Source organism: Hymenobacter arcticus (genome assembly GCF_054779975.1).
On the sequence record NZ_BAAGXF010000001.1, the window covers coordinates 805,259 to 829,799 of the forward strand.

The 24,541-nt window shown below is 60.9% G+C and carries 15 protein-coding genes and 1 riboswitch; of the genes, 11 read left to right on the forward strand and 4 right to left on the reverse strand.

Going from position 1 to position 24,541, the window contains the following annotated elements:
- The first annotated feature begins 46 nt into the window (after positions 1–46).
- From ACYVGC_RS03505 to ACYVGC_RS03555, 11 genes are all read left to right on the forward strand, one after another.
- On the forward strand, positions 47–6,367 hold the full coding sequence (locus tag ACYVGC_RS03505; RefSeq protein WP_460582389.1) for a T9SS type A sorting domain-containing protein: 6,321 nt from the start codon (positions 47–49) through the stop codon (positions 6,365–6,367).
- A 79-nt stretch (positions 6,368–6,446) separates the two neighbouring features.
- Complete coding sequence (locus ACYVGC_RS03510; RefSeq protein WP_460582390.1) at positions 6,447–6,647, forward strand: PID-CTERM protein-sorting domain-containing protein; 201 nt, start codon at positions 6,447–6,449, stop codon at positions 6,645–6,647.
- Positions 6,648–6,854: 207 nt separating this feature from the next.
- The gene (gene pruA / locus ACYVGC_RS03515; RefSeq protein ID WP_460582391.1) at positions 6,855–8,519 is read left to right on the forward strand and encodes an L-glutamate gamma-semialdehyde dehydrogenase; all 1,665 of its coding nucleotides are present in this window, start codon (positions 6,855–6,857) and stop codon (positions 8,517–8,519) included.
- 186 nt (positions 8,520–8,705) lie between these two features.
- A riboswitch (SAM riboswitch) is annotated at positions 8,706–8,799 on the forward strand.
- Positions 8,800–9,082: 283 nt separating this feature from the next.
- Positions 9,083–9,841 (forward strand): phosphoadenosine phosphosulfate reductase family protein, encoded by a 759-nt coding sequence (locus ACYVGC_RS03520; RefSeq protein WP_460582392.1) that lies wholly within the window; start codon positions 9,083–9,085, stop codon positions 9,839–9,841.
- Between the two features lie 173 nt (positions 9,842–10,014).
- Entirely contained in the window at positions 10,015–10,911 is an 897-nt protein-coding gene (cysD, locus tag ACYVGC_RS03525) for a sulfate adenylyltransferase subunit CysD (protein ID WP_460582393.1), read from the forward strand.
- Positions 10,912–11,064: 153 nt separating this feature from the next.
- Positions 11,065–12,360, forward strand: coding sequence for a sulfate adenylyltransferase subunit 1 (locus ACYVGC_RS03530; protein ID WP_460582394.1), 1,296 nt, complete (start codon positions 11,065–11,067; stop codon positions 12,358–12,360).
- 158 nt (positions 12,361–12,518) lie between these two features.
- Entirely contained in the window at positions 12,519–13,334 is an 816-nt protein-coding gene (gene cobA / locus ACYVGC_RS03535) for a uroporphyrinogen-III C-methyltransferase (RefSeq protein WP_460582395.1), read from the forward strand.
- 54 nt (positions 13,335–13,388) lie between these two features.
- Positions 13,389–15,209, forward strand: a complete 1,821-nt coding sequence (locus ACYVGC_RS03540) for a diflavin oxidoreductase (RefSeq protein WP_460582396.1) — start codon at positions 13,389–13,391, stop codon at positions 15,207–15,209.
- A gap of 369 nt (positions 15,210–15,578) precedes the next feature.
- Complete coding sequence (locus ACYVGC_RS03545; RefSeq protein ID WP_460582397.1) at positions 15,579–18,482, forward strand: TonB-dependent receptor domain-containing protein; 2,904 nt, start codon at positions 15,579–15,581, stop codon at positions 18,480–18,482.
- A gap of 132 nt (positions 18,483–18,614) precedes the next feature.
- Complete coding sequence (gene cysI, locus ACYVGC_RS03550) at positions 18,615–20,330, forward strand: assimilatory sulfite reductase (NADPH) hemoprotein subunit (protein WP_460582398.1); 1,716 nt, start codon at positions 18,615–18,617, stop codon at positions 20,328–20,330.
- Positions 20,331–20,350: 20 nt separating this feature from the next.
- The gene (locus ACYVGC_RS03555; protein ID WP_460582399.1) at positions 20,351–21,628 is read left to right on the forward strand and encodes a TSUP family transporter; all 1,278 of its coding nucleotides are present in this window, start codon (positions 20,351–20,353) and stop codon (positions 21,626–21,628) included.
- Between the two features lie 331 nt (positions 21,629–21,959).
- Here ACYVGC_RS03555 and ACYVGC_RS03560 read toward each other — a convergent pair whose 3' ends face one another.
- The 4 genes from ACYVGC_RS03560 to ACYVGC_RS03575 all read right to left on the reverse strand — a co-directional run bounded on the left by ACYVGC_RS03560 (position 21,960) and on the right by ACYVGC_RS03575 (position 24,120).
- Entirely contained in the window at positions 21,960–22,082 is a 123-nt protein-coding gene (locus ACYVGC_RS03560) for a hypothetical protein (protein WP_460582400.1), read from the reverse strand.
- A gap of 655 nt (positions 22,083–22,737) precedes the next feature.
- The gene (locus ACYVGC_RS03565) at positions 22,738–22,875 is read right to left on the reverse strand and encodes a transposase (RefSeq protein ID WP_460582417.1); all 138 of its coding nucleotides are present in this window, start codon (positions 22,873–22,875) and stop codon (positions 22,738–22,740) included.
- Positions 22,876–23,451: 576 nt separating this feature from the next.
- The gene (locus ACYVGC_RS03570; protein ID WP_460582401.1) at positions 23,452–23,685 is read right to left on the reverse strand and encodes a hypothetical protein; all 234 of its coding nucleotides are present in this window, start codon (positions 23,683–23,685) and stop codon (positions 23,452–23,454) included.
- A 24-nt stretch (positions 23,686–23,709) separates the two neighbouring features.
- The gene (locus tag ACYVGC_RS03575; RefSeq protein ID WP_460582402.1) at positions 23,710–24,120 is read right to left on the reverse strand and encodes a hypothetical protein; all 411 of its coding nucleotides are present in this window, start codon (positions 24,118–24,120) and stop codon (positions 23,710–23,712) included.
- Between the last annotated feature and the right edge of the window lie 421 nt (positions 24,121–24,541).

The following is a 24,541-nucleotide window of genomic DNA, read 5'->3' on the forward strand; positions in this document are numbered from 1 at the left end:
GCAGATACTGCGTAATCATTTTACTTTTCTCACCCATTTTTCAACTATGCGACATCCTTTACACCGATTACTCCTGCTGCTATTGCCACTGAGCATGGCCCTCGGGGCCAGGGGACAAACTCCATTAGTCACCGAAAACTTCGCCACTGACGGGGAAGGCGTGCGCTACACCTCCAACTCGGCGACAATAGCGAGCCAGCCGTTCCTGGACCCAGGGGACGGAACTACCAAGACCGGCTTTAATAACCTCCATTACTTCATCCGGTCGGACTTTAACCCGCCCCGATACCCGAATACCGCGGCGGGAGGCATCGTGTTTGGCACGAGTACCAACCCACTCACGATATATGACCCGGGCACGACTACGCCGGCGGCCACCGGATTCTGGGCCTGCGAAGGAGTGCGTGGTGCCGGCGGCATTAGTGTGATGCCCAGGACTGACCCGGGCAACGTGACGCTGAACGCCGTAACCGTAACGAACTACACCGGCCTGCAGGTGCAGGTGAAGCTGGCCGACGCACGCTTTGCCTCGGCAGTAGCGGACGCCGATGACAAAATCCGCATTCAGTATTCGATGGATGGCGGGGCCTGGACAACGGTGGGCATGTTTATGGGTGGTGGCAGCATGCTTTGGACTTCGGCTGACCCCGGAACTGAAACGCAGTATCCCAGCACGGATGCGCGTTATCGCACGCTGACCCGGGCGTTTCAGGCTTGCACCTACAACATCGGCACCATCGGCAACAGCCTGCGCGTGCGCGTGGAGGTAGACCAGTTTGGCGGCACGGAAGAAACTGCCTTCGATGACCTGGCCGTGCTCGGCACGGTGAGCACGGTGACGCCGCCCAGCCTGACGAACATAAACCCCGGCAATACCGATGTGACCTACACGGAAGCCCAGCCCAGCCCCGTGCAGATAACCAGCAGCATCACAGCTTCTTATGCGACCAACCTGACCGGCGCTACCGTGCAGTTCAGCACGGGCTTCCGGACCGGACAGGACCGTTTGAACTTCACGAACCAGAGCAGTATCTCGGGCTCTTACAACACGGGCACGGGGGTGCTTACGCTGACAGGGAGCGCCCCGCCGGCGGCTTACCAGGCGGCCCTGCGCTCCATTACCTACTCCAACTCGAGCACCACCAACGCCACCGGTGGGCGGCGCACGGTGCGGTTCAGCGTTACTGATGGCTCCAATACCAGCGCCGCGCAAACGCGCGACGTGGTGGTGACGGCCATTCTGGCCGGCCCGGCCGCCATGCCCTACACCGAAGACTTTACGCCGGATGGGGAGGGCACGCGCTACGCCACCAACACCTTTAATGTTCCGAGTACCGGCGGCGGGGGGCTGGGCTGGTTCCGCACCAACGTGAACCCGATGCCGGATTACACCACGGCCACGTTCAGCAACATCAGCAACGGCTACTACTGGTACGGCGAAGGCACCAAAAACGTCTCCAACCCCGACCCGGCCCTGATTGGCTTCCTCGAAACCCAGACCATCGACGCCACGAACTACCGCAACCTGCACTATCAGGTGCGGCTGGCCCAGGGCCTGGCCGGCCAGTGGGAAGCGGACGACTACGTGAAATTCTACTACCGCGTGGGAACTGGCAGCTGGGTGCTATTCGGCGCTTTCTACGGCAACGGCAGCAGCAGAGACCTGCAGCGCGATACTGACCTCGACGGCCTGGCCGACGGCACTGTGCTGACCAATACCCTTACCAACATCGACTTCACGCTGCCCCCTGCCCTGGGCGGCATCATCGACTTCCGCACCGTGCACAGCAGCAATGGGGCGGAAGAAATGGCCATGGACCTGATTCAGGTAACGGGCACGCAGGTATTTTCCCCAACCGTGACGACGGCCGCGGCCAGTAGCATCACGCCCACCAGCGCGGTGCTGGGTGGCAACGTGACCGACGGCGGCGGCGATGCCGTGACGGAGCGCGGCGTGGTGTACGTAGCCGGTACTGGCACGCCCACCACCAGCAATACCAAGGATGCCAACGGGTCGGGCACGGGCTCGTTTTCGAGAACGGTGTCGGGCCTGACGGCCAGCACCCAGTACACGGTGCGGGCCTACGCCATCAACTCGGTGGGCACGAGTTACGGGGCCAATGTGACCTTCACGACGCTCACCACGGTCACGTCCATCGTGCCGGCAGCCGCCAACCCCACCAACGCCAGCAGCGTGACGTACACCGTGACGTTTGCGGCTAGCGTGACGGGGCTTACTACCGCCAACTTTACTACGGTACCCAGCGCCGGCATTACCGGCAGCAGCGTAACGAGCGTGAGCGGCTCGGGCACTACCTACACCGTGACCGTGAGCACGGGCAGCGGCAGCGGCACCCTCGGGCTGACGCTGGCCAACGATACGAACCTCACCCCCGGCATTTTCAACAAGCCCTTCACCGGCACGCCGCTCTACACCATCGACAAAACGGCCCCGACGGTGACCATCAGCTCTTCGACGGGGGCTAGCGGCAGCACCAGCAGCGCCGCTACGTTTGCCTACACCGTAACCTTCTCGGAAAGCGTAACCGGCTTTGTAGCTGGTGATGTGACCGTAAGTAATGGTACCATCTCGGGCTTCTCGGGCTCGGGCACCACCTATACGTTCAACGTGACGCCCGCCGCCAATGGCGCCGTAACCGTGAATGTGCCCGCCAACGTGGCCCAGGATGCAGCCAGCAACGGCAACACCGCCGCTAGCCAGTACAGCATCGCCTATGCGCAGCTCGTGACAGCGGCGCCGGTCATCACCTCGCCAGCCAACAACACCTTAACCAACCAGGACGTGACCATCAGCGGCACGGCCCCAGCCAACAGCGCGGTCACCGTGTACGTGAGCCAGAACGGCACCGCCTTTCAGGAAATCGATACCTACACCGCCACGGCGGGCGGCACCTTCACTGCTACGGCCTTGTCCTTACCCAGCTCCACGTACCAGACCTACGCCATAGCCCAAAGCCCGGGCGCGGACGTGAGCGCCAACTCGAACCGGGTCAACTTCATCGTGGACCAGACGCGCCCGACGGTGGCTATCAGCTCCACAGCCGGCGCCAGCGGCGGCAATACGACCACCTCGCCCATTCCTTTCACGGTGACTTTCTCGGAGCCTGTAACCGGCTTTGTGGCCGGCGACGTAACGGTGAGCAACAACGCCTCGGTTGGCACCGTCAGCGGTTCGGGCACGACGTACACCTTTAACGTAACGCCCACAACGGCGGGCCTGGTAACGGTGAATGTACCCGCCAACGTGGCCCAGGACGCCGCCAGCAACGGCAACACGGCTGCTAGCCCATACAGCATCACGTACAGCCAGTTGGTGACGGCGGCCCCGGTGGTGTTAACTCCGGCCAACGGCTTTGTGAACACCAACCGCCCAACCTACAGCGGTACGGCGGTAGCTGGCAGCACCATCACGGTGTTTGTAAATAATAGCGTCATCGGCACTGCTACGGCTGATGGCACCGGCAACTGGACCTTCGCCCAGCCCGCCCCCCTGGTTAACGCTGCCTATACGGTATACGCCACGGCCCAAACCAGCGGCAGCGCCGCGAGCGCCAAGTCAAATACCAACACCTTCGTCGTTGACACGATAAGCCCCACCGTAACCATCTCCTCGTCGACAGCGCCCAGCGGCAGCACCAGCAGCTCCTCACCGCTGGCCTACACCGTGACCTTCTCGGAAGGCGTGACGGGCTTCGTAGCCGGCGACGTAACCGTGACCAACGGCGCTATCTCGAGCTTCACGGCTGCCAGCAGCTCCAGCTATACCTTCACCGTGACGCCCGCCGCCAACGGCGTGGTGACCGTGAACGTGCCCGTGAATGTGGCTCAGGATGCCGCCGGCAACGGTAATAACGCCGCTAGCCCGTACAGCATCACGTACAGCCAGCTGGTGACGGCCGCGCCGGTAATAACGAGCCCAACCGACAACCAACTGTTCAACACCACCACCCCTACTTATCAGGGCACGGCAGTGGCTAACTCCACGATAACCGTATTTGTGGATGGCACGGCCATCGGCACTACTACGGCAGTGGGTGGCAACTTCTCGCTCACGCAGCCCACGGCCCTTGCGCAGGGCAGCCACACGGTACGAGCCACGGCCCAGGCCAGCGGCGCGGCCGTGAGCGCCGCCTCTACTACCGTTAATTTCACCATCGACTCGGTGAGCCCGACGGTAGTGCTGGGCAGCACGGCTACGAGCCCGACCGCCACCTTGCCCATTCCGGTGCGGGTGACGTTCTCGGAGAGCGTAACGGGCTTCGGGGCCAATGGCGTAACGGTTACCAACGGCACGCTCACCGGCTTCAGCGGCAGCGGTAGTCTCTACACCTTCAACGTAACGCCCCTCGCGCCAGGCACGGTAACGGTAAACATCGCCGCCAACGTAACCCAGGATGCGGCCGGCAACGGCAACACCGCCGCTACTACGTTCAGCATCACCTACACCCCGGCCGTAACGGCCACTACCTGGACCGGCGCGGTTTCGAGCGACTGGTTTACGGCCGGCAACTGGACGGCGGGCGTACCCACTGCTATGGTGGATGCGACCATTCCGGCCGCTGCTCCCCGCTACCCGCTTATTTCGGCCGGCACGGCCAACACAAAAAACCTGAGCATCAATAGCGGCGCCTCCAATTCACAAACTGGTGGCACACTGATTGTTAATGGTGATTTGACCAACAACGGTACCTTCAGCGCCAGCGGCGGCACCGTGAGCCTGGGAGCTACAGCCCGCCCCAACGGCCCGAACATCTTGGGCAGCAGCAGCAGCCGCTTCTGGAACCTGACCGTGCAAACCAATGGGGTGCTGCTGAGCACTTCGGCTGGTGCTTCGGTACAGCGCGTGCTGACCCTGGTGGGCAACCTGACCACCAACGGTAACGCCTTCACCCTGCTCTCGGGCAGCACCGGCGATGCTCTGGTCGTGAACAATGGCGGCGTAGTAGCCGGCACGGCTACCGTGCAGCGTTACATTGACCCCAGCGTGAACCCTGGCCTGGGTGCCCGCCACTACTCGGCCCCGGTGAGCAACACCACCGTGGCCGACCTGACCACGGGCGGCTTTACGCCGGTGCTGAACCCCGCCTTCAACACGGCCGATAAGCCGGCGCAGGTGCGGCCCTTCCCCATGGTGTTTGGCTACGACCAGAGCCGCCTGACCCTGGTAAATACCCTGCCTACTTTCGATAAGGGCTTCTTCTCGCCCAGCGCCCTCAGCGACCCGCTGCTGGTGGGCCGGGGCTACGTGGTTAATCTCGCCAGCACCGAGCTGGTGGATTTCGTTGGCACCCTCAACAACGGCGACGTGACGACGACCATGGCCAGCAACCGCGCCACCTATGCCAACGACGGCGGCTGGCAGCTGGTGGGCAACCCCTACCCGGCCCCGCTCGACTACGGCACGGTGCTCGCGGCTGACCGCGCCGGCCTCGATGGCTCGTTCTACGTGTACAGCAGCACCAGCCAGTACCAGGGCCGGTACCGCGCGTACGTCCGCGGCGTGGGTGACAACCCCGTGGTGCCATCGGGCCAGGGCTTCTTTGTTCGGGTAAGCAGTGGCCAGCTCACCGGCTCGCTCACCCTGCACAATACCAACCGCCTCGTTACCCCTGATGCCACTACCTTCCAGCGCACCGCCGCCGAAACCCGGCCCCTGGTGCAGCTTACGCTGCAAGGTGCCGGCAACACTGCCGACGATGCCTACGTGTACTTCGAAAACGGGGCCACCAATGGCCTCGACGCGCAGTACGACGCCGTAAAGCTGCCCAACACCACGGGCCTGAACCTTTCGACCAGCATCACGGGCCAGCAACTGGCCATTGATGGCCGCGCCGAGCTAGGCAAAGCCCAGCAGGTAGTGCCCCTGGCCGTGGGCGTGCCCACCGTGGGCACCTACACGTTCACTACGGCGCAGCTGCTGAACCTGGCCAATGTGCCGGTGTACCTGCGCGACTTGCAGCTCGGCACCATTACCGACCTGCGCCTCACGCCCAGCTACCAGTTCACGGTGACCAATGCCGCGGCGCTCATCACCGGCCGCTTCGAGCTGGTGTTCTCGCCGCAGCAAGCCCTGGCTACGGTGCCCGCCGCCTTGGCCCAGCAGGTAGCCCTCTACCCCAACCCGGCCCAGAAGGCCGCGTTCGTAGAGCTGCCTTCCAGCCTCGGCCGCCAGGCCGTAACGGCTACGCTAGTTGATGCCCTCGGCCGCCAGGTACGCACCGTGCAGCTGCCCGCCCAAGGCTCGGTGGCCCACCCGCTCGACCTGAGCGAGCTGGCTACCGGCGTCTACGCCCTGCGCCTAAGCACCAGCGCCGGCGTGGTTGTGAAGAAACTGGTGGTAGAATAAACCTTCCCTCCGGGCGGCCGGCTGTAGCTGGCCGTCCGCGAGGATTTCCCTTTTCATGACTGCATTTCAATACCATCGCATGACTCGTTATTTTCTGGCTTTTGCCTTCATTTTCAGCGCTTTGCTAAGCCAGGCGCAAGCCCCCGGCTCGGGCACTCCCACCCCGGAGGACCCCGCTCCCGACCCCACCGCCGTGCCCCTCGATGGCGGCGCCACGCTGCTGCTGGCCAGTGGCGTGGCCTACGGCCTCAAGCGCCTGCGCCAGCGGCGCACGAGCTAACCCCGGCTGATACAGGTTATCCGCTCATACTGAGCGCTTAATTAGGAACGGTGCCCCATTTCCTGGCCGGGAAGTGGGGCACCGTTTTTAGTGGCCCGCGCCAGCGGTGCATCCGGGCTGCGCAGTTGCGCCTTTCCCCCGGTTGTGGCCCGGCTGGCTACCTTTACACCCTGGTTTTTTACCACCCGCAACTCGTTTTCCTCGCTTATGTCCAACGCCTTTTTCCGAGTTCCCACCCCCATCAACGAGCCCGTTAAGGGCTACGCGCCCGGCTCCAAGGAGCGCGCCGAATTAAAAAAAGCTCTTGCTGACCTCAACGGCCAGCAGGTGGATATTGCCATGACCATTGGCGGCCAAGCGGTGCGCACCGGCCGCACGCTGCCCATTGCCCCGCCCCACGACCACCAGCGCGTGCTGGGTCACTTTCACGAGGGCGATGCCAGCCACGTAACCCAAGCCATCGACGCGGCGCTGGCCGCCCGCACCGCCTGGGCCGAGCTGCCCTGGCAGGAGCGCGGCGCTATTTTCCTGAAAGCCGCCGAGCTGCTAGCCGGCCCCTACCGCGCCCGTCTCAACGCGGCCACCATGCTGGGCCAGAGCAAGAACGCGTTCCAGGCCGAGATTGATGCCGCTTGCGAACTTATTGACTTCCTGCGCTTTAACGTGCATTTCATGCAGGAAATCTACCGCCAGCAGCCCGAGTCATCGCTCGGCATGTGGAACCGCCTGGAGCACCGCCCGCTCGAAGGCTTCGTGTTTGCGCTCACGCCCTTCAACTTCACTTCCATCGCCGCTAACCTGCCCGTGGCCGCCGCCCTCATGGGCAACGTGACGGTGTGGAAGCCCGCCTACCCCCAAATCTATTCGGCCCAGGTGCTGATGGAGTTGTTCCAGGAAGCCGGCGTGCCGGCCGGCGTTATCAACCTCATTTTTGTGGATGGCCCGGTGGCCGGCGACATCATCTTCAAGCACCGCGACTTTGCGGGCATTCACTTCACGGGCTCGACCAAGGTATTCCAGACTATTTGGGGTGAAATCGGGCAGAATATTCACCGCTACAAGTCGTACCCGCGCATTGTGGGCGAAACCGGCGGCAAGGACTTCATTATCGCCCACCCCTCGGCCCACGCCAAGGCCGTGGCCACCGGCATCTCACGCGGCGCGTTTGAGTACCAGGGCCAGAAGTGCTCGGCCGCCTCGCGCGTGTACCTACCCTCCAACCTGGCCGACGAGATTCTGGGTTACGTGAAGCAGGACGTGGAGTCGATGAAAATGGGTGATGTCGAGGACTTTACCAACTTCATCAACGCCGTTATCACCGAAGCTAGCTTCGACAAGCTCGCCAAGTACATCGACGAGGCCCAAGCCAGCCCCGACGCCGAAATCGTGGTGGGCGGCCACTACGACAAGTCGAAAGGCTACTTCGTGCAGCCCACCGTCATCCTAGCCAAAGACCCTAAGTACGTAACCATGTGCGACGAGCTATTCGGCCCCGTCGTGACCGTGTATGTGTATGATGCCGAGCAGTTTGAGGCTACCCTGGACATCGTGGACAGCACCTCGCCCTACGCCCTCACCGGCGCTATTTTTTCGCAGGACCGCTACGCCATCGACCTGGCTACCAAGAAGCTCGTGAACGCGGCCGGCAACTTCTACATCAACGACAAACCTACCGGCGCGGTAGTGGGCCAGCAGCCCTTCGGCGGGGCCCGCGCCTCGGGCACCAACGACAAGGCCGGCTCGCTGCTCAACTTGCAACGCTGGGTGTCGCCCCGCGCCATTAAGGAGACGTTTAACCCGCCCACGGAGTACCCATACCCCTTCATGGGCGCTGAGCCCCAGGAAGATTTGAACCTGGATAAGGGTCTGTAGCACAAGCCAACGCCTTGACTGGAAAAACAAAACCCTAACCCCCGGCTTATACCGGGGTCAAGACCAACGGGCGGCTTCTCTGACGAGAGGCCGCCCGTTGATTTTCAGGCACTTGCTAGTTTATTTGGAATTTCGAAAATTCCTACTCTACCTTTGTGCCATCAATTCCTCTTGCCAGAAGGATTGTTTTTATACAGAGGCGCGGAGAGACAGGCTCGACGAAACGCCGGCAACCCCCAGCTACTTGCTGGAACGGTGCCAAGTCCTGACCATATAAAAACAAGTTGCCGTGTGCTGCTCTAACAACCTCCGCCTTACGACCACCTCGCTTGCTGCCTTACAGCATGGGTGTTGTTGTATATGCGGCGCTGGCCGAATGCGCGCCGGCGTGATGCGGAGCTGTTAACGCCGCGTAGCGCGGCCGCCGGTCGCCCATTTCTCCGTTCGGGTACTGCCATTTCCTGCCAGGGTTAGCCGCGCGCTGCCTGTCCGCACTGGTTTGTCGCGCCGGGCCATTTTCTTCTTGGTGTTTTCGTGCCCGAAGCACCGCTCCTTTTCTCAGTATGGATGCTACCCTTGAAGCGCAGGTCGATGACTTACGCGGCTACCTACCCGACCATTCGGTGCCCGAAACCCTGGCCTTGCTAGCCGACCATTTTCCCGGCCGGGCATCGTTTTCTACCTCCTTCGGGCTTGAAGACCAGCTGATTACCCACTTCATTTTTGAGCATGAGCTACCTATTCGGGTGTTTACGCTCGACACGGGCCGCAATTTTCAGGAAACGTATTCGACCTGGAACAAGACGCTGCTGCGCTACGGCCAGCCCATCGAAGTGTATGCGCCGCAGGCGGCCAGCCTCGAAGCCCTGGTGACCCAAAAAGGCCCCAACAGCTTCTACGAGAGCCTCGATAACCGCAAGGAATGCTGCCACATCCGCAAGGTAGAGCCGCTGGCACGGGCCCTGGCCGGTCAGCAGGTGTGGGTAACGGGCATCCGCGCCGAGCAATCGCAGAACCGCCAGCACATGCACCGCGCCGAGTGGGATGCCGGCCACCGCCTCATCAAAGTGCACCCGCTCTTCGACTGGACCTGGGCGCAGTGCCTGGACTATGCCCAGGCCCACGGTATTCCGGTTAACCCGCTGCATCAGAAGGGCTTTGTGAGCATCGGCTGCGCGCCCTGCACCCGCGCCATTGCGCCGGGCGAGGACTTCCGGGCCGGCCGCTGGTGGTGGGAAAACGCCGACGCCAAGGAGTGCGGCCTGCATAACACCGCCGAGCACCAGGGCCTCGACCCGGTGGTGGAGCGAATGCCGGGCTAGCACTTAACTCCTTTATTATCAATTTTTTGTTATTGCGAGCGCAACGCAGTGGAACGCGGCAATCTTTCCTTCACGCTAGGGTTAGTAATCAAATACCGCGAACGACCAAGGAAAGATTGCCGCGCTCCACTGCGTTGCGCTCGCAGTGACAAACGATAAAATACTATTAGACAATGGATTACCTAGATAAATTAGAAGCCGAAGCTATTCACATTCTCCGCGAGGTGGCGGGCCAGTTTGAGCGGCCGGCGCTGCTGTTTTCGGGCGGCAAAGACTCGATTGCCCTCACGCGGCTGGCCGAAAAAGCGTTTCGGCCCGGTAAGTTTCCGTTTCCGCTCGTGCATATCGACACGGGCCACAACTTCCAGGAAATCATTAATTTCCGCGATGAGCTGGCCGCCTCGCTGGGCGAGAAGCTGATTGTGCGCAAGGTGGAGGACACCATTCGGGCGCGCGGCCTGCACGAGCCGGGTGGCAAATACCCGAGCCGCAACCCCTTGCAAACCTATACGTTGCTAGATGTAATTGAGGAGTTTGAGTTCGACGCCTGCATTGGGGGGGCGCGGCGCGACGAGGAGAAAGCCCGCGCTAAGGAGCGCATCTTTTCGGTGCGCGACGACTTTGGCCAGTGGGACCCCAAGCGCCAGCGCCCCGAGCTATGGAACATCTACAACGGCCGCATTCAGAAGGGTGAAAACGTGCGCGTATTCCCCATTTCCAACTGGACGGAGCTGGACGTGTGGAACTACATCCAGCGCGAAAACATCAAGCTGCCCGAGATTTATTTCTCGCACGAGCGCCAGTGCGTGGTGCTGCCCAGCGGCCAATTATTGGGCTTCAGCGAGCACCTCAACCTCGATGACACCGACGAGATAGTGAGCCGCCGCGTGCGCTTCCGCACCGTGGGCGACTCGACCTGCACCGCCGCCGTGGAAAGCGACGCCGCCTCCATCGACGACATTATCCAGGACCTGCTGCTGGCCAAGGTGAGCGAGCGCGGTGCCACCCGCCTCGACGACAACCTCTCCGAAACGGGCATGGAAGACCGCAAGCGCAACGGGTATTTCTAGAAAAAAGAACGTCATGCAGACCGCAGGGAAGCATCTCGCGTGGGGTACTAACAAACTCGTTAGCTACGCTGACTTTCGGTTCAACGACGCGAGCGAGATGCTTCCCTGCGGTCTGCATGACGGCCTAACGATACATAATTAGCAATTAATCAAATGGATATCCTACGATTTATCACCTGCGGCAACGTCGACGACGGCAAGAGCACGCTCATCGGCCGCCTGCTGTACGACAGCGACTCGGTGTCGCTCGATGTGCTGGCTACGCTTGAAAAGAAGCGTACCGCTACCAATAGCACCGACGTAGACCTAGCCCTGCTCACCGACGGGCTCAAGGCCGAGCGCGAGCAGGGCATTACTATCGATGTGGCGCACAAGTACTTCACTACGCCGCGCCGCAAGTTTATCATCACCGATGCGCCGGGCCACGTGCAGTACACCCGCAACATGGTGACCGGGGCCAGCAACGCCGACCTGGCCATTGTGCTGGTCGATGCCCGCCAGGGCGTGATTGAGCAGACGCGCCGCCACACGCTGCTGGCCTCGCTGCTGGGCATCCGGCACTTCGTGCTGGCCGTGAACAAGCTGGATTTGGTAGGCTACGACGAAACCGTTTTTCAGCAAATAGTGGCTGATTACCAGCTTATTGCCGAGCAGCTCAAGCTGGCCCACGTGGTGGCCATTCCGCTGAGTGCCCTGCACGGCGACAACGTGGTGCGGCGCTCGAAGCACATTGCCTGGTACAGCGGCCCCAGCTTGCTGGAACACCTCGAAAGCGTGCCCGTGCCCGCCGATGCCAACCCCCACGAGCCGCGCTTCCAGGTGCAGTACGTCATCCGGCCCCAGACCGAGGAGCTACCCGATTACCGGGGCTATGCGGGTCGTATTCAGAGCGGTACGTACCGCGCCGGCGACAAAGTGCGCATCTGGCCCTCGGGCCTCGACACGGTGCTCGAAACCATTGAGGTCAACCAGCAGGCGGTGGCCTCGGCCGAAGCACCGCAGGGCGTCATTCTACGCCTGCGCGACGACATCGACATCAGCCGCGGCGATACCATTGTGCCCCTGAGCGCCCACCCCGCCGTGGTGCGCGAGCTTGAAGCCACTCTCTGCTGGATGGATGAGCGCCCCCTGCGCGCCGGCCGCAAGCTGCTGGTGCAGCACCACGCCGCCGTGGTAAAAGCCTCGGTAACGGCTATTCTGCAGAAAACTAACATCGAAACCTTTGAAAGCCAAGGCACTGACGAGGCCAAGCTCAACGATATCGTGCGGGTGCGCCTCAGAACCGCCCTGCCCCTGGTGGCCGACGACTACCGCCAGAACCGCGCCACCGGCGCGTTCATCTTGGTGGATGAGCAAACCGGGGCCACCCTCGCCGCCGGCCTCATCGCCGCCACCGACCCCGAGTACTTCACCCAAGAAGTACCGGTGGAGGCCACATTTTCTATCTAATATGCTGTGAAACAAGCTGTAAAAGAACGTCATGCTGAGCTTATCGAAGCATCTCGCTCGCATCGTTGAACTGTGCTAATGAAACGGTAGAGATGCTTCACTGCGTTCAGCATGACGTTCTTTTATAATTACCACAAAATACTTACAATTAATATATTATGAAGCCTTCCCCGCTTTTCGTACCCCGCCTCACCGTAGTAGGCGCCGGCCCCGGCGACCCGGAGCTCCTCACCCTAAAAGGGGCGCGGGTGCTGGCGGCCGCCGACGTAGTGCTGTACGATGCCCTGGCCAACGACGAGCTGCTGGCCCATGCCCGGCCGGGCGTCGAGCTGCTGTTTGTGGGCAAGCGGCGGGGCTTCATGGCCTATACGCAACAGGGTATTAATGAGCTAATTGTGGAGCGCGCCTACCGCCGCGGCCACGTAGTGCGGCTGAAGGGCGGCGACCCCTTCGTATTTGGCCGGGGCCGCGAGGAAATGCTGTACGCCGAGGCCCACGGGCTGGCCACTGAGTACGTGCCCGGCATCAGCAGTGCGGTGGCGGCGGCGGGTAGCCTGGGTATTCCGGCCACGCACCGCGGCCTGAGCGAGGGCTTCCGGGTGCTCACGGCTACCACTGCCGACGAGCAGTTGGCCGACGCGCTGCTGGAAGCGGCCCGCACACCGCGTATCACCACGGTTATCCTCATGGGCATGAGCCGTTTAGCCGAAATAACGGCGCTATTCAGCCACTACGGCGGGGCCGATGTCCCGGCCGCTGTCATCCAGAACGGCACCCTGCCCACCGCCCGCCTCATGGTAGGCACCGTGGCCGACATTGCCGCCCGCGCCGCCCACGCCGGCCTGGGCGCGCCCGCCATCATTGTGCTGGGCGAGGTGGTGCGGCTGGCTAAAGCACCCGCCCAGGCCGGAGCCTTAGCCGCCGGGCTACCCGCTTTGCTACACGAGCTACTGCCCTACTCGAAGGTAGCCTGAAGCCCGGCGCGCCTTGCTTTTATTTATTTGTAACCTGCTGATTTTCTTCATCTAATGCCTGCGCTACCACTCCTTCCGCCTACCCTCGATGAAGCCGCCTTGCAGCAGCTTACGGCCGGCCTCACCCCGCAGCAGCTGGTGTGGCTGAGCGGCTATTTTTACGGCCAAGCTACGAGTGGCGCGGTAGGCGCGGCCGTAGTGGCCCCGGCGGCTGCGGTAGCCCCGGCCCTACCAGCCGCCACCCAAAAGGTGACCATCCTCTACGGCTCGCACACCGGCAACGGTAAGAGAATAGCCGAGCAGGCGGCCGCGGCCGCCGCCAGCCGCGGCCTTGCCGCCGAGGTGCGCGACATGAACGACTACCCCGGCCGGCAGCTGGCGCAGGAGCAAAACCTGCTCGTGATTGTGAGCACCCACGGCGAGGGCGAGCCGCCCATTAGCGCCGAGGAGCTGCACCAGTTTATCAACGGCCCGCGGGCCCCCAAGCTGCCTAAGCTGCGCTTTGCCGTGCTGGCGCTGGGCGACAAAAGCTACCTGCACTACTGCCAGACGGGCAAGGACTTCGACCAGCGCCTGGCCGAGTTGGGCGGCACCCGCCTGCTCGACCGCGCAGACGTGGACGTGGCCTTCAAAGCTCCTTCAGCGCAGTGGATTGAGTCTGTGCTGGATGTACTAGCCGGCTCCGCGGCACCTACCGCGCCGGTGGCAGCTACCGCAAGCAATGCCGCCGTTACGCTGGAAGCGGCCCCCGTTGACACGCAGTTTACCCACGAAAACCCCTGGCCGGCTAAAGTCCTGGAAAGCATTCAGTTGAATGGCCGAGGCTCGGATAAGGAAACGTATCACATCGAGCTGGACCTGGTGGGCTCGGGCCTGCACTATGCGCCCGGCGACGCCCTGGCCGTGGTGCCCATCAATCATAACCCCCTGGTAGAGGAGGTGTTGCGCGCCGCGCGCCTCAGCGATACGGCTCCCGTGCTGCTGGGTACCGAAAGCCTCCCGCTGGCCGCCGCCCTGGCCAGCCGCCGCGAGCTCACGGTGCTCACCCGCGACGTGCTGGAACGCTACGCCGCCCTGGCCCCCCACACCGAATTGCAGGGCCTACTAGCCGATGCCAGCCGCCTGCAACCCTACCTCTACGGCCGCGACGTGGCCGACCTGCTCACCGATTTTCCCACCGACCAGCTCACCGCCCAGGCCCTGGCCGACACCCTGCGCCCGCTGCCTAGCCGCGCCTACTCCATCGCCAGCAGCCTGCTGGCCCACCCCGAGGAGGTGCACCTTACGGTAGGCGCCGTGCGCTACGAGGCCCACGGCCGCCGTAAGCACGGCGTGTGCTCGTCGTTTCTGGCCGACCGCATAGCAGTGGGCGACGAAGCGCGAGTGTATGTGCAACACAACGAGTACTTTAAGCTTCCCACTGAGGCCAGCACCGACATTATTATGGTGGGCGCGGGCACGGGCATCGCGCCGTTTCGGGCCTTTGTGGAGGAGCGGGTAGAGCTGGGTAGCGCCGGCCGCAACTGGCTGCTATTCGGCAACCCGCACTTCACCACCGACTTCCTCTACCAGGCCGAGTGGCAGCAGCACCTCAAGCGCGGCGGCCTGGCCAAGCTCGACGTGGCCTTCTCGCGCGACCAGGCCGCGAAAGTGTACGTGCAGGACCGCCTGCTCGAAAACAGCCGCGACGTATTCGGCTGGCTCGAAAACGGTGCGCAATTCTACGTCTGCGGCGACAAAACCCGCCTCGGCCACGCCGTGCAGGCCGCCCTCACCCAAGTGGTCCAAAAGGAAGCCGGCCTCTCGCCCGAAGAGGCCGCCGCTTATGTCAAAAACCTCAAAAAGCAGCGTCGCTACCTGGAGGACGTGTATTAGATAACTTATTCATAGCCAAACATAAACAACGTCATGCTGAGCGGAGCGGAGCGCAGCGCAGTCGAAGCATCTCTACCACGAGCGTAATCCAATCGGCACGACGAAGCGGCAGAGATGCTTCGACTGCGCTGCGCTCCGCTCAGCATGACGTTCTTTTTAAGCAGCATAATTCTTACCCTCCGCCACGAGGGTCCCATTTCCATGAATGCACATTTCCTTCTGCCATTCCTTGCCCCCGCCCGCACCACCGGGTGTTGTTGTTGAAGCTGCCGCTGCGCCAGCGCTGCTCTAGGAAGCAGCCAGCGCTTACCCCGACACGGCCTTATAAGCCTAAGCTAATTACTTCATCAACTGCAAGTTATTATCAGAATGAAATCCGTTTACGCTTCCTTTATCCTGGCCCCGGCCCTGCTACTGGCCAGCACCGCGCCCGCCGCAGCCCAGGCCGAGCTAATTGCCATTAGTGGCGTAGTGCACGAAAAAGGCACCAAAGGGGCCCTGCCCGGCGTGAGCGTCAGCGTGAAGGGGGCCAGCGTGGGCACCCAGAGCGATGGCGACGGCAAGTTTGCCTTTCGGGCGCGGCTACGCTATCCGTTTGTACTGGTGTTTAATGCGATAGGCCATGATACGCAGGAGCTGGAAATTGCCAGCGGCAGCCAGCCCATTGCCGTTACCCTGGAGTCGCGCGATGTGCTCACCAGCGAAGTCGTGGTGTCGGCCTCGCGAGTGGAGGAAAGCCGGTTGAAGTCGCCGGTGGCCATCGAGAAGCTCGACATTCGGGCCATCAAGGAAACGCCTGCTCCGAGCTTCTACGACGCCCTCGAAAACGTGAAAGGCGTGCAGATGCTCACCAGCAGCCTCACCTTTAAAGTGCCGAATACCAGGGGATTCAATGTGCCCAACAACTTCCGCTTTATGCAGCTTGTGGATGGCGTGGATATGCAGGCCGCCACGCTGGGCGTGCCGCTCGGCAACGCCATCGGGCCCACGGAGCTCGACATTGCCAGCGTCGAAATCACGCCCGGCGCGGCCTCGGCCCTCTACGGCATGAACGCCATCAACGGCATGGCCAACCTCACCACCAAAAGCCCCTACACCTACCAGGGCCTGAGCGTGTACCAGAAAATCGGCGTCAACCACGTCGATGGCATCGACCGCCAGCCGAGCGTGCTCACCGAAACGGCCATCCGCTGGGCCCAGGCGTTTGGCACGGACAGCCGCTGGGCTTACAAGGTGAACCTCGACTACCTGCGCGGCACCGACTGGCTTTCGAACACCCAAACCGACCAAAACCCCCAGCCCGGCGCCACCGCCAACCCGGCCTTTCCCGAACTGGCGGGCAGCTTCAACCCGGCCGCCGACTTGTGGAACCGCTACGGCGACGACACCAACTCCTCGCTGTCCGTCACGATTCCGTATCAGGGTCGTAACCAAACCTTTACGGTAACGCGCACAGGCTACTACGAGAAGGACCTGGTAAACCCCATCGTGCGCAATATCAAGGCCGACGCCAGCATCCACTACAAGCTCACCGACAAGCTGGAGCTGAGTTACGGCTACCGCTTCGGGCTGATGGACGGCGTGTTTCAGCGCGGCAACAAGATTCAGCTCGACGGCGTGACCGTGCAAAACCATAAGCTGGAGCTCAAGGGTAGCGACTTCGTGGTACGGGCCTATACGCTGCTCGAAAACACCGGCAACTCGTATAACCTCAACCCTTTAGCGCTCAACCTCGACCTGCAAAACGGCTCCAACGCCGTGTGGGGCGGCAAGTTTAGCACCGCGCTGCAAAGCCAACTGGCCGCCGGCACCGCCCTGGGCCCAGCCATGGTAGCCGCCCGCGCCGCCGCCGATGCCGGCCGCGCCGAGCCCGGCATCCAGGCTTTCAACGACCTTAAGAGTCAGATTACCAGCATCAACAACTGGGATAGCGGCGTAAACGTGAAGGGCGCGCCCATTCCCGGTGGCGCGGCCCTCACCCAAAGCAGTCGCACCTACCACACTGAGGGCGTGTGGAACCTCGGCCCGCGCATCAAATTCATGGATGTGCTGGTGGGCGCCGATGCCCGCGTGTACCAGATTATCCCCGACGGCAACAACTTCGTGGATTTCAGCCGGCCGCTGGCCGAGCGCAGCCAGCCCGGCGGCAACTACGTGTATTACAAGAAGTTCGGGGCGTTTGGCCAGGCCACCAAACTACTGTTGGAAGATAAGCTCAAGCTAACCGCTTCGCTGCGAGTTGATTACAATCCCGAGTTCACGGCCAAGGTAAACCCGCGCCTGGCCGCCGTGTACACGCTGGCCGAGAAGCACAACTTCCGCGCCTCGTACCAGAATGGCTGGCGCTTCCCCTCGCTCTTCGAAGCCCTGTCGTTCGTGAACAACGGCAACGTGCGCCGCGTGGGTGGCCTGGCCCGCGTGAATGAGGGCCTTAACTACCTCCAAAACTCCTACACCCGCGCCAGCATCGACCGCTTCAACGCGGCCGTGAACGCCTACGTGGCCGCCAACAACGGCAGCACCGCCGCCCAGGCCGCCGTGCTGCCCCAAAACAGCAGCCTGCTGCAAGTAGCCAACCTGGCCACCGAACAGCCCGAGCAAATCGACGCCTACGAAGTGGGATACCGTAGTGTATTGCTGGACAATAAGTTAGCCATCGATGCCGATGCCTACTACAACGTATACTCCGGCTTCCTGGGCCAGGTAGAAGTGAGCGTACCCAAAGACGCCAGCGGCAACCAAGTCACCGTGAGCACCGACGCGGCCGCCCTCGCCGCCCTGCGCGCCAACCGCGACGCCCGCCAGGACCGCTACCGCGTGTACACCAACTCGCGCCAGAATTACCGCAGCTACGGCTCCACCCTGGGCCTCACCTACAACTTCGCCGGCAAATACACGGTGGGCGGCAACCTCAACTACAATGCCCTCTCGACCAACAGCGAAACTGATGTCTTCGTGACGGGGTTTAATACGCCCAAGTGGGCCGGTAGCGCCTCGTTTGGCAACCGCGAAATTGTGCGCAACCTGGGCTTCAACGTCGTGTACCACTGGCAAACGTCGCTCTACTGGGAAAGCCCGCTGGCCAACGGCCAGGTGCCCGCTTACTCCAACCTCGATGCTCAGGTCAACCTGCGCGTACCCAACTTAAAATCAACCATCAAGCTCGGCGGCACCAACATCTTCGACAACCGCTACTACCAGTACGCCGCCGGCCCCACCATCGGCGCGCTCTACTACGTGGCCGTCACCTTCGACGCTACCGTGTTGCACTAATTAAAATTTGTCATTGCGAGCCTACGAAGCAATCGCACCCGCACGACACCCGCACAACTCGTTCTGGTGCGATTGCTTCGCAGGCTTGCAATGACGGATAAGCTTGTATCTCTACTTACTAATTCTCTTCTAATGTCTTCTATCCTACCGCCCGCCCCCGCCGCCCATTCTGAGGTCGAGCACGTCAAAGTTGCCAGCCGCTACCTGCGCGGCACCATCGTCGAGAGCCTCAACAACCGCCTCACCGGCGCCCTCAACCCTGACGATACCCACCTCATCAAGTTCCATGGCTCGTACCAGCAAACCGACCGCGACCTCGAAAGCGAGCGCAAGCGCCAAAAGCTGGAGCCGCTGTTCTCGTTCATGATTCGGGTGCGCGTGCCGGGCGGCGTGGCCTCGGCCCCGCAGTGGCAGCGCATGGACGCCCTCGCCGATGCCTACGGCAACGGTACCCTCAAGCTCACCACCCGCCAAACGTTTCAGCTGCATGGCGTGCTCAAGCGCGACTTACCTGCTGCTATTCAAGGTTTTAACGAAGTGCAGATGGACAGCATCGCGGGCTGCGGCGACGTGAACCGCAACGTGATGTGCAACACCAACCCGCACGAGTCGCCGGTGCACGGCGAGGTGGTGGCGCTGGCCCAGGCCATCAGCGCGCACCTCACGCCGCGCACCACCGCCTACCGCGAAATCTGGCTCGACGGCAGCCTGCTCGAAACCACCGAGGCCGTGGACGACGAGCCCATTTACGGCCACACCTACCTGCCCCGCAAGTTTAAAATCGCCCTGGCCCTGCCGCCCTACAACGACTCCGACATCTTTTCCAACGACATCGGCCTCATCGCCATCGAGCAAAACGGCCAGTTGCTGGGCTTCAACGTGGCCGTGGGCGGCGGCCTGGGCATGACGTTCGGAATGCCCGAAACCTACCCCCGCCTAGCCGATGTCATCGGCTTCGTGCCCACCGCCGAGGTACTCGACGTGTGTGAGAAAATCGTCACCATCCAGCGCGATTGGGGCAACCGCGCCAACCGCAAGCTCTCTCGCCTCAAGTACACCATCGACCGCGTGGGCCTGCCCGCCTTCGTGGCCGAGCTGCACCAGCGCCTGGGCCACGAGTTGGCCCCCGCCCGCCCCTACCAGTTCCACAGCTCCAGCGACGCCTTCGGCTGGACCGGCGACCCCGCCGGCCTCTCGCACCTCGTGCTCTTCGTAGAAGGCGGCCGCGTGCTCGACCGGCCCGGCTACCGCCTCAAGTCGGCCCTGCGCGAAATCAGCAGCTTCCACACCGGCGAGTTCCGCCTCACCGGCAACCAAAACCTCATTCTGGCCAACGTCGAGCCTAGCCACCGCGCGCGCATCCAAGCCATTCTGGAAGAAAACGGCGCGGCTCCCAAGGCCGAGCAGCTCACCGCCCTGCGCCGCGAGGCCCTGGCCTGCGTCGCCCTCAACACCTGCTCCCAAGCCTTTGCCGAAGCGGAGCGCTACCTTCCGCAACTACTTGATAAATTGGATACTGTAATCCGGGCTCACGGCCTAGCCGAAGCCGGTATCCTCCTGCGCATGACGGGCTGCCCCAACGGCTGTGCCCGCCCCTACCTGGGCGAAATCGGCTTAGTGGGCAAATCGCCCGGCCGCTACAACCTCTACCTAGGCGCCAACCACACCGGCGAGCGCCTCAACAAGCTCTACCGCGAAATGCTAGACGAAGACGGCATCCTGCGCGAGCTCACGCCCCTGCTCGCCGCCTACGCCGCCGACCGGCAGCCGCAAGAAGGCTTCGGCGACTTCACGGTGCGCACCGGCGTGGTAAAGGCGACGGTAGAGGGCCTGGACTTTCACGACTAACCCGTATTTTTCTCTAACCTATGGCTACTGACCTGCTTTTCACTGCTCCTGCGGTAGTGCCCCATGGCCCACCAGCGCTGTTGGGAGGCAGTCCGGTCCCAGTATTTTTAGACTTGGCGCAGCGGCGGGTATTGTTGGTAGGGGGTGGAGCGGAGGCACTGACGCAGCTCACTGCCGTGCTCGATGCAAATCCCACCGCTACCATCACGGTAGTTGCCCCCCACTTCATCCTGGCCCTGCGCACGCTGGCCGCCCGTCACCCCCAAGTAGTGCTGCTCCCCCGTGCCTTCGAGCCCGACGACCTGCCCGGCCACGACCTGATACTAGTAGCCACCCCCGACGCCGACCTCCACGGCCGCGTACGCGCCGGAGCCGCCGCCCGCAGCCTGCACGCCGTAACGGCCCTGGGCCCCACCGATGAGGCCGCCGCCGTGGCTCATTGGCAGCGCGTGGCTACGTTCACGCTGGGTGCTTTCGCACTTTTCTTGGTCGTCACCATTCTATCGTATTATTTCACCTGGCAGCAGGCGTGGCACGTGGCTACGAGCTCCACTACCTTCTACCTATTCGTAGCCGTGGGTTTTGTGGCGCAGCTCATCGACGGTATGCTGGGGATGGGCTACGGCATCGTGTCGGCCATTAGCCTCATGTCGCTGGGGCTGAATCCGGCCTCGGTCAGCGCCAGCATTCACACCGCCGAGATGTTTGCCAGTGGCGCTTCGGGCTACAATCACTACCGCTTCGGTAACGTTAACAAGCGCTTATTCAAGGTATTACTGCTACCGGGCGTGGCCGGCTCCATTGCTGGGGCGCTACTCCTCTCTCGCCTGGGCGAAGAACACGTTACGTTCCTCAAGCCCATACTGGCACTCTACCTACTCATTCTGGGCTTGCGCATCCTTAGCAAAGCGTTGAAAAAGCAAACCTCCCAGCGCAAAAAAGTCAAAAACGCGGGCTGGCTGGCCGGCGCGGGTGGCTTCCTCGATTCTTTCGGTGGCGGCGGCTGGGGGCCGCTGGTCACGAGCACGCTCATAGCCAATGGCCGTACCCCCAATTACGTCATTGGTACGGTGAGCTTGGTCGAGTTTTTCGTGACTTTCGCCAGCGCGCTCACCTTCTTCTCGGTGCTAGGCCTCAAGCACTGGCAAATCGTATTAGGCCTCATCGTGGGTGGTGTTTCAGCTGCGCCCATTGCCGCCCGCTTGGCCGGCCGCATCCCCACCCGCTGGATGTTTATCGGTGTAGGTTCAATGGTAATCTTCTGGAGTCTCTGGACCCTACGCAAATTATTCTTTTAAAATAGTACGCTGGTCAAGTAAAAATAGCCCTAATGTGGTTGGGTAAAGGTGTATAAGGAGAAATAACCTTCCCTGTGGATAGTCGGGTACCAGTGGGCACGGAACTCAGGTAGGTTAAAGCGATAGTAGCGTTCCATTGCGAGCGGAGTGCAGTAGCCCTGCGCAGCATGTAAAGGCTGCGTATCGTATTAGTAGTCCAAGCACTTGGCCAGTTCTAAGCGGGCTTCTTACAGGTCAGCGAAGCAGAAATCGCAGGGTAATAATTCAGTCTTGAGCGTACTCCATCCACTCTCTGCAAAGGTGCTGTCATACGAGTTGCCTGATCGGTATCCTAGGTGCGGTCTAGAAGTTGAGTAAAGGCTTCGTTGGTGTACTGGCCGCCTTGGTCAGCCTGCTCGTGCACGCCGACCAAGGCGGCCAGTACACCAACGGCCCGGCTGAAAGAGTTCAGCATCAAGTCAGTATGAAAGACTCGCTTGCCTGCCAACCTACCATGTACCGGGAAAAGGCGTCGTGCCGACAGGCTACATACGCCTAGTGTCTTATGGGCAGCGCCAGACAGGCAATGTCGCCCACCCAGATTTAATTCGGAGCCGTAGCTACGAGTCTGATGACTAACTTATTAGTGGCCTCCACAGCCTACAGGTCGGCTTGGGTAGTGCGCGGCGGCCGGGCGCTAGTTTGCATGCAGAGGGCCCATAAGCCACTAACGATGAGTCATTAGCGCAAACGCTACTGGTCCACCGCGTTGCCTTCGCGCCGCATCTAGGCCTAGGGCCAGCACTGTCAGTAGCGGCCGGCAGGCGTGGTAGAGCGCGCTGCGCTGCTAGTTGCCACGCAGCTCGCGCGGGCTCATCCGCCCGTACAGGGACGCGCTTGTACCATGCGTATCAGCCGCTGGCACTGACACCCAGTACCTAATAATACTGCCGTACGGGCCAATAATAGGCATGTAAAGCAATGAATGTGAATCGTTTCATTGGCCTGTCGGTTACGAAAATGTGGTCAGCGCTTTTTAAAATATCCCGCTCCATCTCCGCACGAGCCGGTTAGGCCCGTAACTGCTTGTTTTTCTAATTTATGGCTTCGCTGTCCACCGGGCGGATAGTTTAGGTGCAAGCGGCCCGCAACCACTTGCCCAGCATGGCTTCGCTCATGCCTAAGGCTTGCGCGACCCACATTGCCGCCTGTCCGCTCCGCATTACGCGGCGGACTACCTTAGTCCGAAAAGCCGCATCATACTCGATTCATTGCCATTTACTGGCTGATTTTTCTGCTCCCATGACCAGGTAAAGTTACTTTCTCCTTGTTCACTTTTACCCGACCAACTCATACGCAAGCGAGTCGTTGCGTTGCATACGAACTTCATTCTTATAATTTTTAAATAAGTAGTGGCCGTCTGTTACCCTGATGATTCTACTATTATATAGTTACATAAGACAACATAACTATAAATTTTTTATTACAGTGCTTTACCAGAGTTATGCGATTGATAATCCTATTCTGCCAAGCAACCACTAAGATAGGGTGTTTATTGAGAGCGATTGAAACACGCTCAAAACGGAGCTATTGCCACTCAGCACCTGTTCTATCGACTTGAAAGAAGCCCGATTATAAATTTCAAATTACCTATATCATTACTGCAATACGTAATATCTACACTCCAACCGAACTTAACTATCAGTTCTGTATCAATTCTCACTCGACTATCCCAATTATAAATAAAAAATTTATATCATATTATCTATAAAATTCTTTTTTAATTACCAAGTTTATAAATAATAATTACACAATCTAAACTAAAATTCTTACATAGAACCTGTTTAGGAAGTAGTCGGCTGGATGACTTTACGCAGGAGGAGCACGGTAAAAGCGAGCCAGTGCAAGGCTAGCCAGTTTTGCAGGCTGGTTTCGAAGCGCACAAGCAAGGCCTTGAAGCCGTCGAGCCACGCGTTGAGCCGCTCAATAACTAGCCGTCGGCGATACAACTCCGTGTCGAACGGCGTGTCATCGTCGGTCTGCCAATCAGCCGAACGCCGGTTGCGCGGAATGTTCACTTCGATGTCGCGTCGCGCACAAGCCTAGCGTAAACTATTGACATCAAAGGCTTTGTCAGCGTTTAGAAACAATCCTTCCAGGCGCAGCTCGGCGGCTTCAAACAAGTCGCAGAGTTCGGCAAAAACCCGCTTCAACTCAAACGTGTCATGTTGGTTGCCGGCCTGGGGTGTGGCTATGGTCAGCGGCAAGCCCTGATTGTCAGCCAGAAACAGGGCGTTGGTGCTACGCCCCACCTTGCGGTCTTGGTAGTCGATGGCCGCCTCCTCGTTCTTGGCCAGCGCATGGCTAACGTTGAGCTGGATGCTGGACAGGTCCAGCGTACGCCGATGCAGGCGCAAGCTGGTGAGCAACAGCTTTTTCCAGGCTTCCTGCTTGCCCCAGGCGTTAAAGTGGTAGTACACACCCTGCCAGCTCAGCGGCTCGCCCGTGAACAAGGCCTTGACGGGTAGCCAGCGCTACTGACAGCCCGTTTTAAGTTTGTAGCAGATGGCCCCCACCACCTCGAACGGGTCAGCGCTTGGACGTCGGCCGCCCAAACGAACGGGCAAGTGAGGCAGGAGCCAACGCGTAATCATATCTTTGAACAGGACTTCCATGACAACGGACTGAAATGAGGTATGTCGCACCCCAAATTTCGCCCCGTCGTGGGAGTCTTTTTTATTTCTAACCTACTTCCCAAATAGCTTCTTAAACATGGTTATTTTAAATCAATATTTTTCTCTAATTCTCTTATAAACAATTCTCTTATAAACGCAAGAGCCCTCCTGCTAATCGCTGGTGAAAGCGAAACAGGAGGGCTCACGTGTAAAGTTGGCGGCGACCGACTCTCCCACCGGTGAAGGCAGTACCATAGGC

What these genes read in the sequence shown, in the direction of transcription:
- ACYVGC_RS03520 (WP_460582392.1), top strand. Translation starts at nt 9,083, where the DNA reads ATGGATGCTACCCTTGAAGCGCAGGTCGATGACTTACGCGGCTACCTA.
- cobA (WP_460582395.1), top strand. Translation starts at nt 12,519, where the DNA reads ATGAAGCCTTCCCCGCTTTTCGTACCCCGCCTCACCGTAGTAGGCGCC.
- ACYVGC_RS03560 (WP_460582400.1), bottom strand. Translation starts at nt 22,082, where the DNA reads ATGCTGAACTCTTTCAGCCGGGCCGTTGGTGTACTGGCCGCCTTGGTC.
- ACYVGC_RS03505 (WP_460582389.1), top strand. Translation starts at nt 47, where the DNA reads ATGCGACATCCTTTACACCGATTACTCCTGCTGCTATTGCCACTGAGC.
- ACYVGC_RS03555 (WP_460582399.1), top strand. Translation starts at nt 20,351, where the DNA reads ATGGCTACTGACCTGCTTTTCACTGCTCCTGCGGTAGTGCCCCATGGC.
- ACYVGC_RS03540 (WP_460582396.1), top strand. Translation starts at nt 13,389, where the DNA reads ATGCCTGCGCTACCACTCCTTCCGCCTACCCTCGATGAAGCCGCCTTG.
- ACYVGC_RS03530 (WP_460582394.1), top strand. Translation starts at nt 11,065, where the DNA reads ATGGATATCCTACGATTTATCACCTGCGGCAACGTCGACGACGGCAAG.
- ACYVGC_RS03545 (WP_460582397.1), top strand. Translation starts at nt 15,579, where the DNA reads ATGAAATCCGTTTACGCTTCCTTTATCCTGGCCCCGGCCCTGCTACTG.
- pruA (WP_460582391.1), top strand. Translation starts at nt 6,855, where the DNA reads ATGTCCAACGCCTTTTTCCGAGTTCCCACCCCCATCAACGAGCCCGTT.
- cysI (WP_460582398.1), top strand. Translation starts at nt 18,615, where the DNA reads ATGTCTTCTATCCTACCGCCCGCCCCCGCCGCCCATTCTGAGGTCGAG.
- ACYVGC_RS03510 (WP_460582390.1), top strand. Translation starts at nt 6,447, where the DNA reads ATGACTCGTTATTTTCTGGCTTTTGCCTTCATTTTCAGCGCTTTGCTA.
- cysD (WP_460582393.1), top strand. Translation starts at nt 10,015, where the DNA reads ATGGATTACCTAGATAAATTAGAAGCCGAAGCTATTCACATTCTCCGC.